Genomic DNA, 13,946 nt, shown 5'->3' with positions numbered 1-13,946 from the left:
AGTTATATCCGGGATAAATGAAAGGACAGGTGGTACGAATGGTAGAAGTTCAAAATGAAATTAAACAGTATCATAATATTATTAATGGAGAGCAGGTATCTTCTTCAACTAGAGCAACAATGGATAGTATCGATCCTTCTACAGGAAATGTATGGGTAGAGATTCCATTAAGTACGAAAGATGATGTTGAGCAAGCTGTTAGTGCAGCTAATGATGCTTTCACAAATTGGTCAAGTCTTTCATCTAGAGAAAGAGGAGATTATTTAAGGAGTATTGGCGATTTAATTCCTCAATATGGTGAAGAACTACTAACATTGGAAACTAAGAATAACGGTTGGGTGCTAGATGAATTCCAATACTTAACTATCGTTTTAAAACAAATTTGGTATGACGCAGCTGGATCTGCTTCTTTAATTGGCGGTAAAGGAGAAACTGTACAGTTAGGAACCAGTAGTTTTGGTTATACGTTACGGGAACCGTTCGGAGTCGTATTAGGGATTCTTCCTTGGAATGCACCTCTTTTTACATTTACGATTAAAGCTGCATATGCACTTGCTGCAGGAAATACAGTGGTTATCAAGCCTTCTGAACATGCAGCTGTTGCTTCTCTAAGGTATGGTGAAATTCTTGCTGAAGTACTTCCACTGGGAGTTATTAATGTTATATCAGGTTTAGGATCTGAAATAGGGGAGTCTCTTGTTAGTCATAAGCAAGTGAAGAAAGTAAGTCTCACAGGTTCAAAAGGGACAGCACAAGCTATTACAAAAGCATCCGTTTCTACACTAAAGCCACTAATCTTTGAATTGGGCGGAAAGTCACCCAATATCATTTTTGAAGATGCGAATTTTGAGCAAGCGATTAACGGTGTAATTCATGCAATTTATACTCCGAATGCTGGACAAATTTGCGCAGCTGGGTCACGAATTTTAATTCAACGAACGATTTATGATGAATTAATAGCACAAATTAAAGAGAAAATGCAGACTCCAGGAGCAGTAAAATATGGAGATACATTGAATACTGTAAATACGATGGGACCGATTGCTAATTTACCTCAATATCACAAAGTGTGTTCATATATTGAGTTAGGTCAACAAGAAGGAGAAATTGTTTTTGGGGGTCGGACTGGTGGTCATACGTTGCTGCCTGACAAACCTGAATTTGTTAATGGTTATTGGGTAGAACCAACTTTGTTCAAAGTCGATAGTAATTCTTACCGAATTTGCCAGGAAGAGATATTTGGTCCAATTGCGGTAGCTATACCTTTTGATACAGAAGAAGAGGCAGTAAAGATTGCAAATGATACGAACTTTGGCTTAGCTGCAGGTGTTTGGACTAGCAATTTAGGCCGAGCCCATCGGATGATTAAAAACATTGAGTCAGGTAACGTGTGGGTTAACACTTATAGTAGAGTGGGGGCAGATTTGCCGTTTGGTGGTTTTAAAGAAAGTGGCTATGGTACAGACACTATTTTAGAGTACACAAGGGAAAAATCATGTGTCATAGAAATTGAAGATAAATGAATAGGGACAGTCTCATAAGATTAGCTTCTATTCGACAAAATGTGAGACTTCTATGTGCTCGGTCAGGGTAAAGTCAACGTAATGAGTGGTTTTCACTCACGAGTAGGGCTGAACCGTTACCCGTGGAAAGTAGCATATTCCAGTTGTGTAGGTAGGGAGCTGTCTTAGGACAACAGCTCCTTTTACACGTTAAAAATGTTAAGAGATTTAATGGAAAATGGGGAGGGTTTTTATTGAATAGGAAAGAGTCTGAAACGGAGTCGTTAAGAGGTCTATATGTTATCTGTATTGGAGCATTTTTTATTATGCTCAGTTTAGCAACGCATCTCCCAGCATACCCACATATGTTAGAGGAATTTCAATTGACTGCTGGATCAGCCGTATGGATGCAGCTAGGCCTTGCTCTCGGTCTTACGGGATTTCAGCCACTTCTCGGCTGGTGTGGAGACGCTTTTGGTATTAAAGGAGTTATTCTAATGGGCGCCTTATTTATGGTCGTTGGTTCTGTCTTGGTAGCGTTATCCCCTGCATTTTGGTTACTGGTTGTTGGACTGTTTTTTAAAGGATTAGCTGGAGCGGCCATTGCTCCTGCTGGTGTAGCATATGCAGGAACGCTTTTTACAGGAAAGCAAAGAGGGAGATCTATTGGCTTATTTACTTCTATTATGACCATTGGTGCATTGTTTGGTCCGCTTTTAAGTGGATCGTTTGTTGACCTTTTTGGTTGGGATTCAACCTTTTGGGTAACTGCGCTATTTGGAATGATAGCATTCTTCTTATTTTGGCTTGGGGTACCTAATGTAGAAACTCCAGGTACGAGGAAATTAGATGTAATGGGTTTATTATTTGTATTGATTGTCTTAGTTGGGATATTGACCATTCCAACATTTATTAATCGGTACGGATTTTCTTCAGGATCCTGGCTGCCGTCATTAGCAATTTTTGCAATTGGCTTGTTTAGTTTAATAATCATTGAAAGAAAGCAAAGATATCCCCTCTTAGATATTAAATATGCTGCAAATAAAAATTTTTGGGTGCCTACATTAATCGCTGGTCTAATTTTTGTAGGCTATTCTGGGGTTATGTATTTATTAACGTTTTTTGTTCAAGACATTCAAGGTAAGTCTGCTACTACGGTTGGGTTCTTACAAATGGCAATATTTCTTGGTTCGGCAGGAGCAGCAATAATCAGTGGGAAAATAATGGGTAGATTTACAGTTCGGAAGATGCTCGGCGGAGGGATTACATTATTTGCACTAGGATTAATAATGCTCATTGCGGTGAACATATTAACGTCAAATTTACATTTGTTTATTTCGATGATTCTAATAGGTGTTGGTTCTGGTTCTTTAGCACCTGTCTTAAAATCGATTGTTGTTTCAAAGGCTGATACTGCACGTATTAATGTCGTAACATTTACAAATACCGTTATAGAAAACGTCGCACAACGACTAGGCGCTTCTTTTGCATTAGTTGTTTTTACTATGTTTGCAGCTAAAGGAGATGGTGTAAGCGCGATATCCAATACAACATGGATTTATATAGCCTTAGTGGCCGTATCGCTAATCTTGCTATTACTAATTCCTAAAAGAATCGAAGGGATTCATAAGGATCATACTACTTCATCTAGAGTAGAGGAAATAAAAGGAACAGAAAAAGCTCGGTAATAACCAATAGTTTTACATTTTGTATCATAGATTGAGCACCCTTGTTTGTAATTACAGCGAATAACATAATCAATCCACCTAGATAATGTGAAAATTTATTTATTCATTTTTGCGAAATGGGTACAAGAGGATCTGAAATTATGTAATTACTGTTCATTATATCAATAAAAAACACCATTTTAACGATAAAATGGTGTTTCTTATGACTTAATCATTAATATCAATGAATCGTCTACTTGAATTCTTTTTAGGAATAGTTATGCGTAATATTCCATTGTTTAAGTCAGCCTTTGTTTCTTTTTCCGATATTGTGAATGGAATCGTAATTGTTCGTTCTGCACGTTGTCCACGGTAGTTTTTTTCCTGCTCATTAGATGAAAAATCTTCAACTGCAATACGTAATTGGTTTCCTATAATCTCTAATTGAATTTGGTCACGTTTATATCCAGGTAATTCTGCTTCAACAATTAGATTTGATTGTGTTTCATAGGTGCGAACGTTAATGGGGCGTCTGACTAGCGTATTAAAATTCTTTGCTGACTCGTTAAAAAACGCATCCATTTGCTCCATCAAACCATGAAATGGATTACGCTCCGGACGTACTGACCGATTATCTTTATTATCCACGAACGATCACCTCTTTTTGCTACTATCTACACTAATAACCTATGCAATTATTGCTATTGAGTAGTGGGCTCCTTGCTATACTTTAGAAAGGAGATAAAAAATTTTTGGTCATCTATTGTCATTTTTTAAACTTTTTTGTTGTTTTTGTCCTATTTTTAAGTAACCGCTTACGAAGGTGGTATGTAAGAATTTGTGCAGATAAATTAAAAAAATAAATTTACTTTTAATATTAAAATTGTAATAAATTGTCTAAAAAAACAGTATAGACAAAAAAATATCGCAGTGATATATTAAATAATATTATTTTCAAGGAGGGGTTCTCTTGTTAAGTAATCCACTTATTGCTACTGCATTTATCTTTGCATTAATTGCCCTAGGAGAATGGCTCTCCATTATTTCAAGAGCAAGAATTCCGATGCTGCTAACAGCAATGGTAGGTTTTTTAATTTGTGTATGGACAGGCATTTTTCCAAGCGATATATTGGATAAATCACAATTTGCAGCACTTGGGGCAATTCTAATAGGACCAGCTATTTTGCATATGGGGACGATGATTCCGCTATCTTTGTTAAAAAGCCAAGTAAAAGCGATATTGATTGCACTTGGTGGAGTTATTGTATCAGGAATTATTATTCTTGTTATTGTTTCGCTCGTATTTGATTATGGCACGGCGATTGCTGGGGTGGGTCCATTAAGCGGTGGAATTATTGCGCTGCTCATTACTTCTGAAGAACTTGCATCTATTGGGAGATCAAGTTTAGTTGTTATTCCGGCTTTAATCGTAGCTTTTCAAGGATTGTTGGGGATGCCTCTTGCACTAAATTTCATGCGCAAATATGCAGTGAAAATACAGAGCCAATTGGATAATGGAACTTTTGTTCCAATGGCAAATGAGGTTGCTGCAACCAAAGAGAAAGCAAAAGTTAGCCCCTTAAGAGAAAGCGCGGTACTTAAGTTATTTTATATATTCGTAGGTGCAGCTATTGGTACTGCTTTAGGAGAAGTAACTCCTATTCATGCTACACTATGGTGTTTAGCGATTGGTATAGCAGGACTAAAAATTGGTATTTTCGAAACAAAGACATTAGAAAGAGCAAATTCATTTACAATTACGATGATTGCGATTATTTTTGTAGTAATTGGTACAATGGCAGATGTAACACCACAAGAAGTGCTCACCAATTTACCAAGTATTCTTTTAATGCTAATTTTGGGAACATTCGGTATTGCGTTGGGCGGATTTATTGTTTCTAAGATGGTCAAATGGGATCCATTAAAAGGAATGCCAGTTGCATTGACTGCATTGTTCGGCTTTCCAGGTGACTATCTTCTATGTGAAGAAGTTAGTCGAAGTGCTGCACGAAATGAAGAAGAAGAGAAAATTATATTTAATGAATTACTAGCTCCTATGCTCATTGGTGGCTTTACAACTGTTACAGTTGCATCTGTAGTTATTGCAGGGTTTTTGGTTCAAACACTATAAGGGGGAAGTTAAATGAGTAAAATAATTATTGAAAATGGTCTTGTAATTGATGGTACTGGAAAAGAACCATTAAAAGATTCAATCGTTGTTATTGATGGTCAGCAAATTATCTATGTAGGTAAAAGAGAAGGCTATGCGAAATCTGGAGATGAGGCAGTAGTAGATGCTCAAGGTGGCAGTATATTACCTGGTTTTATTGATACACACGTGCATATGATGATGGAATATTCGCCGATTGCTGACCGATTAGCAACTCCTTTTTCTTTTATGTATTACCAAGCAGCCAACTATTTAAAAACTACATTGCATGCTGGTATTACTTCTGTAAGAGATGCATTAGGTACTGACCTCGGTGTAAAAAAAGCGGTCGAAGATGGGCTGATTGAAGGTCCAAGGTTGCAATTAAGTATCAACGCATTAACGATTACAGGTGGACACGGAGATGGTTATACGGTATCTGGTAATGAATTTGATTTACTGCCTTCTGGTTACCCTGGCATGCCTGGTGGAAAATGTGACGGTGTGGAAGAAGTTCGTAAAAAGACACGGGAAATGTTACGAGCTGGTGCAGAGGTAATTAAGGTTCATGCCACTGGCGGAGTTTTAAGTGCCACAGATCACCCTGAATTCACTCAATTTTCCTTAGAAGAATTAAAAGTGATTGTAGAAGAAGCACGCTTCCGTAAAGGTGTCAAAGTAATGGCTCATGCGCAGGGAGCTGAAGGAATAAAGAATGCGATTAGAGCAGGAGTCCATTCAATTGAACATGGCATTTTCCTTGATGATGAAGCAATTGAATTAATGATTAAAAATGATACGTATCTTGTTCCGACATTGCTTGCACCACTAGCAGTATTGGAAACAGCTGAAGAAGCAGGTATGCCAGAGGCCTCCGTACAACAATCAAGAGAAGTAATTGAACAGCATAATGCGAGTATTGCTAAAGCTCATCAAGCAGGAGTGAAGATTGCAATGGGGACAGACGCTGGAGTAATGAAACATGGTACCAATCTACGTGAGCTTGGGTTAATGAAAAATATTGGAATGCGTCCGATGGATACCATCGTAGCTTCAACTAAAACAGCGGCAGCTTGTTTAGGTTGGCAGGATAAACTTGGCACATTGGAAGAAGGAAAGCTTGCAGATATTATTGTTGTACAAGGAAATCCTTTAGAGGATATTCACTCATTAGCAAATAATGATACGGTACAAGTAGTTATAAAGAATGGGAAGGTAGAGAAAAATACATTAACAAAAGAACCTCTTCCTACAATCTCATAATAGAAAGGAGTAACCATTTCTTGTTAAAAAATGGTTACTCCTTTTCATTTATATACATTCTATTAACTTAGGTTAATAACCTTGAAATGTATGCTCATCTGGAAGGATTCTTAATTATATACCGTATAAATCCGTATATTACGGTATTTTAAGAGGTTTTTAGCGAATTTAAAGTTTTTTTGGAATTGCTACTAATTGAATATAGCTAACCATCGTATTTTTTAGAATTTTTGGTAGCTATTCTTAAAAGATTGGGTTTTATTTAACTGTCAGTAAAGCTGACTACGTTTAATCAAGCTATATAAGGATTAACGCGTTTTGACGCTAGCTCTGATTCTTTATAAGCTAATAAAGTAGATTATTTACCAAACTTTGGGAGGTGAAAGCATCCAAAACACTGTAAGTACGATGACAAAAACAAGTGTAATTGAACAAGATCTTAAGTTTCGTATGCCTACAAAAGATGATGGGGCAGCTGTGTGGGAACTAATCAATGAAATTGGTAACCTAGACCTTAACTCTTCTTATAGTTATATTCTTTGGTGTGATATGTTTTCTGAATCATCCATTGTTGTGGAAAGTGAAGGGGAAACGGTCGGATTCATTTCCGGGTTTGTACATCCGAATAAACCGGATACATTATTCATCTGGCAGGTTGCTGTTCGAGAAACTCAGCGAGGTAAGGGGTTAGGAACGAGGATGTTGATGCAGCTACTAGAGCGTGAACAATTAACAAATATACGATATGTAGAGGCAACTGTATCACCATCTAATTTACCATCTCAGTACTTATTTTTAGGTCTTGCAGAAAAGCTTGACACGGAATGTGTGGTTGGAAATTATTATCTATCGATTGACTTTCCAAGAACAGGACATGAAGATGAACAATTGTATAAAATCGGCCCTTTTCAAAAGGGAAATAATGAATAAAAGGATGATTTGGTGACTACAGCAGTATTAAATAATGATCTAATGAAAACATTTGAAGAATTAGAATCAACCGTTCGAAGCTATAGTAGAGGTTGGCCGACTATATTTGAAAAGGCCAAAGGATATAAGCTATGGGACGTAGATGGAAACGAGTACATTGACTTTTTTGCTGGTGCCGGTGCTTTGAATTATGGCCATAACAATGATGTTATGCAGCAGAAGTTAATTGAATATATCCAGAATGACGGAATCATTCATAGTCTAGATATGGGTACAAACCCTCGGAAAGACTTCTTAGAACGCTTTAATGAAGTGATTCTAAACCCTCGTCACTTAGACTACAAAGTTATGTTTCCGGGACCTACAGGGACAAATACGGTAGAAAGTGCATTGAAGATTGCTAGAAAAGTGACTGGTCGTGATACGGTGATCAGCTTTACGAATGCGTTTCATGGTATGACAATTGGATCTTTATCTGTTACTGGTAACTCATTTAAACGTCATGGCGCAGGCATTCCACTTCATCATAGTGTTTCTATGCCATTTGATGATTATGTTGAGGATCAAGATTCCATTGCATATTTAGAGCGCTTTCTAGAGGATAGTGGAAGTGGTGTGGCATTGCCAGCTGCTATTATCCTTGAAACGGTTCAAGGAGAAGGCGGTATAAATGCTGCAAGTATGGAATGGTTGAAAAAAGTAGAAGCAATTTGTAAACGCTGGGATATTCTGTTAATTATAGACGATGTCCAGGCGGGATGTGGACGAACAGGTACTTTCTTTAGCTTTGAACCAGCTGGTATTAAGCCTGATATTGTCTGTCTCTCTAAATCCATAGGCGGTATTGGATTACCGATGGCGATTACTTTAATTAAACCTGAATATGATCAATGGGGACCAGGTGAACATAACGGTACATTTCGCGGTAACAATTTAGCCTTTATTGCAGCTACCGAGGCTCTATCTAATTGGGAAGATAGTACATTTAGTGAAGCTATTCAACAAAAAGCCAGTCTTATTCAAGAACGAATTGAATCAATTATTACTAAATTCCCATCCTTAGCAGGCGAAGCAAGGGGAAGAGGATTAATGCAAGGAATTGCTATTCAAGAAGATGATCTTTCCAATCAAATATGTGCAGAAGCTTTTAGCCGCGGACTAATTGTTGAAACTTCTGGGCCAAATGATGAAGTTGTTAAATTCCTTCCACCATTAGTCATTGATGAAGAAGGGATAAATAACGGTTTTGATATCCTTGAAGATGCAATTAAACAAGCAATAAAATAAGCACAATATAAACAGACAGAAAAGAGGAGAATATGCATGATTGTAAAATCACTTGAAGATATTATTGGAACAGAAGACGAAACATCTGGCGAAAATTGGTCAAGCCGTCGTTTTATCTACAAAAAAGACGGAGTAGGTTTTAGTATGAATGATACCGTTATAAAAGCTGGCACGAATAATTTCTTTTGGTACAAAAACCATATTGAACTCGTCTATTGTATCGAAGGAGAAGGCGAAATTGAAAAATTAGAAACTGGAGATGTTTATCAACTAAAACCAGGAACGATGTACCTTCTAGATGAACATGATAAACATGAGCTTCGTGCTCGTACGCAGATGCGTATGGTATGTGTATTCAACCCACCATTGGTTGGTAGTGAAACACATACAAAAGAAGGATATTATCCTTTATTAACAGAATAGAAGTAAAAAGGAACGGCCATTTTAATATGGCCGTTCCTTTTTAAATGATTGATTGGATAGGGGCAAAAATCATATGCTTATTATGCGCAATAGTAAAAATTCATCATACATTAGCTTGATGGATGAATCACTTTTTCTCTTTTATTAGAGGTATTAAGGAGAATAACTCCACCGATAATAAGGAGTAACCCAATTGCTGTTAAGGAGCTGAATGGTTCACCCCAAAAGAGTATTCCAATAAGGGCAGTGATTGCGGTACCAGTACCTGCCCATACAGCATAGGCTAAACTCAATGGAACGGTTCTTAAACATAGGGAAAGAAAGTAAAATGCCATAGCAAATCCAACTACAACCCCGATCGTTGGTAGAGGATTAGAGAAACCGTCAGACAATTTAAGCATCGTTGTACCAAATACTTCACTAATAATCGAAATTGCTAATAATAGATATCCTTTCATAGGAAAATCCTCCAATCATCCATTAGGCTCCACTGGATAGTTTTAATGAAACAACTCCTGCAATAATGCAAACCAATCCAATGAATTTTTTAAGATTAAATGTTTCTTTGTAAATCAAAATGCCGATAATCGCAGTCAATGCAGTCCCAGTTCCAGACCATAGAGCATATGTTGTACTTAATGGAAGGGCAGTTAGCGTAAGCGATAGACCATAAAAAGCTATCCCCATCCCAAAGATAACGCCTAAAGAAGGGAATAGCTTTCTGAAGCCATTGGATTGCTTCAACATCGAACTACCAAAAACTTCACCTAGCACAGCAATAATTAAGATAACAAATGGATTAATCAAAGGGATCGCCTCCTATTCAGTCATACGAAATAACTTTTCAATGACCTGTTCACGTAAATTTATATTTAAAGGCGCCATATCTAAAAGTTCCGAATAATAAAGTCCATCGATAGCAAGGCGTATAATACTTGCATCTACTGGATCTATCTTATCTTGTTCCACCTGATTTTGCATATATTGATAACCTTTAGATACACCTTCAGAAATATCAGGGTTAAGCATGGAAGTGGCCATAATCCCAACATTTAGCTTTGCATTATTATCTAAATCCCATTTGGAAACTTTGATCAATGCACGAGTCCATTTTCCCTTTTCAATTGGGTCCTCAGCTGCATACTGATTAAATAATATTGTAAATTGCTTAAAGATATAATCGGAAAGACCCTTTAATAAAGCGTCTTTATTTGGAAAATGATACAGTAATCCACCTTTACTAATCCCGGCATGATTGGCCACTGCATCTAGTGTCAGAGAATTAAAGTCGTTCTCAAGAATAAAGTCTGTTCCAGATTGTAAAATATGCTCTCGTTTTTTATCTGCTTTTGATTCCATTAGCACCTCTCCATTAACAGTGATATCTTTAAAAAGACCAACCAGACGGCTTGATTTAATTATACCGTCCAGACGGTTTTTTGTCAATAGTGATTTAAACATGTATGACTTCATCCATATATTACAAGTTACTATTCGTCATCTAGCCTTTATAATAGAACTAGGAGGGATAAGTAAATGTATATAAGTTTAGGAATCATCACATTACTAAGCTATTTCTGTTATAAAGGCTATCGTAATACAAAATCAGTGGTTGTCAATCAGATTCAAGTAACGGAAGATAGACAGACGAAGAAAACAAATCCTCTAAGCATATTACAAATTTCTGATATGCATATTGAAAATATTTCTATAACCCCAGAACATTTGCAACAGCAACTCACCTCGCACGCTATTGATATCATTGCATTAACTGGCGATTTTCTAGATCGTAAGCGCAGTATACCCAAGCTTATTCCGTATTTAAAAACGCTAAGTGAGCTAAATCCTAAATATGGTGTATATGCTGTTTTTGGTAATCATGATTATGTATTAGATGAACACAATTTTGTCCAATTAAAGAAGTTATTAAATCAATATGGCATAAAAACACTTCAAAATGAGAATGAACGAATTGATATAGAAGGACAAACAATCAATATTATTGGCATTGATAATTTTAGTACGAATCATAGTAATATTAAGAAGGCTTATGAAGGTGTGAAGGAAGGTTGCAATTTAGTATTAACGCATGATCCAAATGTGGTACTGAAAATGGATGCCTACCCTTTCGATTATTTGCTTTCTGGACATTTCCATGGCGGACAAATTCATTGGCCGAAACCGTATCATCTTCGTAAAATGGGTGAATTAGTAAAAATGAATATGGTTAAAGGGCTTCACAAACTACATGGGCGCCCATTTTATATAAGTGAGGGGTTAGGCCAGACTGGTGTCAATCTCCGTGTCGGCAGTCGACCAGAGATTACGATACATCATATGTGTGTAGATAATCAAATAAAAGAAGTCATCTAAATAAAATGCCATCAGCAACATGTAAGCTGATGGCATTTTACCCTTTCATTACTTGACACTTCCACCGTAGCAATGATCTTTCAGCAAAAATTTAAATAGAAATATTGATAGATTAGTTATACAATTACACATAGAATTCATGCGATGTTTTGCGATAAATTCAATTCATGTTGTAATTTGGGGGAGGAGTTGAAATGGGATTTATTACTGGAAATCTAATGCTTATCTTCTTGTTTATATTTATTATACATAGTATTGAAACATTAGCATATGCTGTAAGACTTTCCGGAGCGAGGGTGCGGATGATTGCCTCGGCATTAGCATTGTTTAATGTGATGGTGATCGTTTCTAGACTAGCAAATATGATGCAGCAGCCGTTTACAGGTAGCTTAATAGATACGGCGCCACATCAACATACATTGCAATTTGTTGAATACCAATATCGGATGCTGATTGGTGCATCAACCGCTGGAACAGTCGCAGGTATTCTTCTATTTCCTACGTTTATAGCCTTGTTTTCTCGGGCTATCATACATTTATCAAACGAAAAAGGGTCAATACCAGCATTAATTCGAAAAGGCATATCGGTTGAATTTTTCTTTCGCGGGATAAGGCATATGCGTTTTCCTAGAATTTCTGATATGAAAAATGTTCATCTGAAGAACATTCCCATAAAATTATTTTTTATAAATATGCTCATCACGGCCATTTATACAATCGGAGTTTTGTCAGCGTTGTATGCATCCTTGATTATTCCAGAACGAGCTACTACCGCAGTGATGGCATCTGGACTTATCAATGGCGTGGCAACCATTCTGCTTGTTATATTTGTCGATCCGAAAATATCTGTTTTAGCAGATGATGTAGTTAATCAAAAAGGCAGTTACCATACATTAAAAGGAGTATCATTAATGATGATTACTTCTAGACTATTGGGAACCTTATTTGCGCAATTCCTATTTATACCAGGAGCAAAATACGTTGCTTGGTTTACGCAGTTTATTGTGTAAATCAAGCATTAAGAAAAAGCCATTTCTAATATTATTTGAATTTTAGTACAATTAATACAGAAAAGGGGGAAAATAAATGATTACTTCTATTATTAGTTCAGAGGATACATGGTTATTATGGGCATTTATGGCAGGATGGGCTGCCGTAAGTATTTACTTAGAGCAAACCTATCAATGGGCGTCTAAGATAACAGGAGCTATTATTGCTCTTGTTGGTGCGATGATTTTAGTTAATCTTAACGTAATCCCTAGCCAAGCTCCAGCATATGATACGGTTTGGAATTATGTCATTCCGCTCGCAATTCCGTTATTACTTTTTCAAGCAAATTTAAAAAAGATTTGGAACGAAAGTGGGAAGTTACTCATGCTATTCTTAATTAGTTCCATTGGCACAGTGATAGGTGGTTTTATAGCTTATTTTTCGATGCATCAATGGATACCTGAGGCAGCAAAAGTTACTGGTATGGAAACAGGCTCCTATACAGGTGGTGGTGTTAATTTTGCAGCGCTATCGGCAAAATTGAATGTTCCGGGAGAATTGGCTTCATCTGCAATTGTGGCGGATAATATATTAATGGCACTTTATTTTTTTGTTTTGATTTTAATGCCTACGTTAGCTTTTTTTCGGAGAAACTATCCAACACCATATATTGATGAGATGGAACAGAAAACAAAACAAACAAAGGGGAATGTTGGGGAGTATTGGAAAAGAAAGGATATATCACTTAAAGATATTGCCTTTGCAATTGGCTCGGCTTTTGCTCTCGTTGCAATTTCATTTAAACTTGCAGAAGTAATAGATGGATTGATTCCTGCTGGAGAAGAAGTTCATTTCTTGTTTAATTTGTTAAACGGCTTATTTGGAGATGGCTATTTGTTGTTAACGACAATTACTGTAATTGTTGTAACCGTTTTTAATCGTTTCTTCGAGCGAATACATGGAGCACAAGAACTTGGTACCTACTTCATTTATATTTTCTTTGTTGTCATTGGGGTACCAGCATCTCTGCCATTGTTAATCAGCAATGCACCATTGTTACTATTGTTTTTAGCTATTATGGTTTTGTTTAACATGTTGGTTACATTTACGATAGGTAAGCTTTTCAAATTTAGCTTAGAAGAAATGATCGTTGCAAGCAATGCAAACATAGGTGGACCAACCACAGCAGCTGCTTTTGCTATCGCTAAAGGCTGGACGAAGTTAATTGTACCAATTATGTTAGTTGGAACATTAGGGTATGTAATTGGAAATTATTTAGGAAGTATGGTGTATTACTTCTTACAATAGTTGGAATGACAAACTGGTCTAGTTAAGCATTGATGGTATGTTTCTTATTTTAAG

General features: G+C 36.7%; 14 protein-coding genes. 10 read left to right on the top strand and 4 right to left on the bottom strand.

Translation table 11 applies throughout. The annotated features are described in order from the left end of the window. Positions 1-38: 38 nt before the first annotated feature. Together BN990_RS13270 and BN990_RS13265 are read left to right on the top strand one after the other, a co-directional pair. Complete coding sequence (locus BN990_RS13270) at positions 39-1,523, top strand: aldehyde dehydrogenase family protein (protein WP_038245973.1); 1,485 nt, start codon at positions 39-41, stop codon at positions 1,521-1,523. A gap of 233 nt (positions 1,524-1,756) precedes the next feature. Beyond that, the gene (locus tag BN990_RS13265) at positions 1,757-3,190 is read left to right on the top strand and encodes an MFS transporter (RefSeq protein WP_021291914.1); all 1,434 of its coding nucleotides are present in this window, start codon (positions 1,757-1,759) and stop codon (positions 3,188-3,190) included. A gap of 207 nt (positions 3,191-3,397) precedes the next feature. On the opposite strand, the gene BN990_RS13260 is transcribed toward BN990_RS13265, so the two are convergent. Next, entirely contained in the window at positions 3,398-3,817 is a 420-nt protein-coding gene (locus tag BN990_RS13260) for an Hsp20/alpha crystallin family protein (RefSeq protein WP_051739199.1), read from the bottom strand. Between the two features lie 322 nt (positions 3,818-4,139). Here BN990_RS13260 and BN990_RS13255 point away from each other — a divergent pair, with 322 nt between their 5' ends. The 5 genes from BN990_RS13255 to BN990_RS13235 all read left to right on the top strand — a co-directional run bounded on the left by BN990_RS13255 (position 4,140) and on the right by BN990_RS13235 (position 9,221). Continuing rightward, a complete protein-coding gene (locus BN990_RS13255; RefSeq protein ID WP_038245508.1) occupies positions 4,140-5,300 on the top strand; it encodes a hypothetical protein in 1,161 nt (386 codons plus the stop codon). Between the two features lie 12 nt (positions 5,301-5,312). Beyond that, on the top strand, positions 5,313-6,581 hold the full coding sequence (locus tag BN990_RS13250) for a metal-dependent hydrolase family protein (RefSeq protein ID WP_038245506.1): 1,269 nt from the start codon (positions 5,313-5,315) through the stop codon (positions 6,579-6,581). A 408-nt stretch (positions 6,582-6,989) separates the two neighbouring features. After that, entirely contained in the window at positions 6,990-7,511 is a 522-nt protein-coding gene (gene ectA, locus BN990_RS13245) for a diaminobutyrate acetyltransferase (RefSeq protein ID WP_021291910.1), read from the top strand. A 42-nt stretch (positions 7,512-7,553) separates the two neighbouring features. Further along, complete coding sequence (gene ectB, locus BN990_RS13240; RefSeq protein ID WP_101953569.1) at positions 7,554-8,798, top strand: diaminobutyrate--2-oxoglutarate transaminase; 1,245 nt, start codon at positions 7,554-7,556, stop codon at positions 8,796-8,798. Between the two features lie 36 nt (positions 8,799-8,834). Continuing rightward, positions 8,835-9,221, top strand: coding sequence for an ectoine synthase (locus BN990_RS13235; RefSeq protein WP_021291908.1), 387 nt, complete (start codon positions 8,835-8,837; stop codon positions 9,219-9,221). A gap of 110 nt (positions 9,222-9,331) precedes the next feature. On the opposite strand, the gene BN990_RS13230 is transcribed toward BN990_RS13235, so the two are convergent. The 3 genes from BN990_RS13230 to BN990_RS13220 are packed head-to-tail and all read right to left on the bottom strand — an operon-like array spanning position 9,332 to position 10,682. Further along, on the bottom strand, positions 9,332-9,679 hold the full coding sequence (locus BN990_RS13230; protein ID WP_021291907.1) for a DMT family transporter: 348 nt from the start codon (positions 9,677-9,679) through the stop codon (positions 9,332-9,334). A 22-nt stretch (positions 9,680-9,701) separates the two neighbouring features. Next, positions 9,702-10,025, bottom strand: a complete 324-nt coding sequence (locus BN990_RS13225; RefSeq protein ID WP_031335669.1) for a DMT family transporter — start codon at positions 10,023-10,025, stop codon at positions 9,702-9,704. Positions 10,026-10,040: 15 nt separating this feature from the next. Continuing rightward, on the bottom strand, positions 10,041-10,682 hold the full coding sequence (locus BN990_RS13220; protein WP_306465033.1) for a TetR/AcrR family transcriptional regulator: 642 nt from the start codon (positions 10,680-10,682) through the stop codon (positions 10,041-10,043). A 75-nt stretch (positions 10,683-10,757) separates the two neighbouring features. Between BN990_RS13220 and BN990_RS13215 the strand changes: the two genes are divergently transcribed. The 3 genes from BN990_RS13215 to BN990_RS13205 all read left to right on the top strand — a co-directional run bounded on the left by BN990_RS13215 (position 10,758) and on the right by BN990_RS13205 (position 13,892). Further along, a complete protein-coding gene (locus BN990_RS13215) occupies positions 10,758-11,594 on the top strand; it encodes a metallophosphoesterase (RefSeq protein WP_038245503.1) in 837 nt (278 codons plus the stop codon). A gap of 194 nt (positions 11,595-11,788) precedes the next feature. Then, a complete protein-coding gene (locus BN990_RS13210; protein WP_038245498.1) occupies positions 11,789-12,604 on the top strand; it encodes a lipid II flippase Amj family protein in 816 nt (271 codons plus the stop codon). A gap of 76 nt (positions 12,605-12,680) precedes the next feature. Beyond that, positions 12,681-13,892: a DUF819 family protein gene (locus tag BN990_RS13205; protein ID WP_021291902.1), complete on the top strand. Its 1,212-nt coding sequence runs from the start codon at positions 12,681-12,683 to the stop codon at positions 13,890-13,892. Positions 13,893-13,946: the final 54 nt, after the last annotated feature.

The sequence above is a fragment of the Virgibacillus salexigens genome (assembly GCF_000723585.1).
Taxonomy (GTDB): domain Bacteria; phylum Bacillota; class Bacilli; order Bacillales; family Amphibacillaceae; genus Virgibacillus; species Virgibacillus salexigens.
The sequence above is the reverse complement of the archived record's forward strand: the minus strand, read 5'-3'. Positions and strand labels throughout refer to the sequence as shown.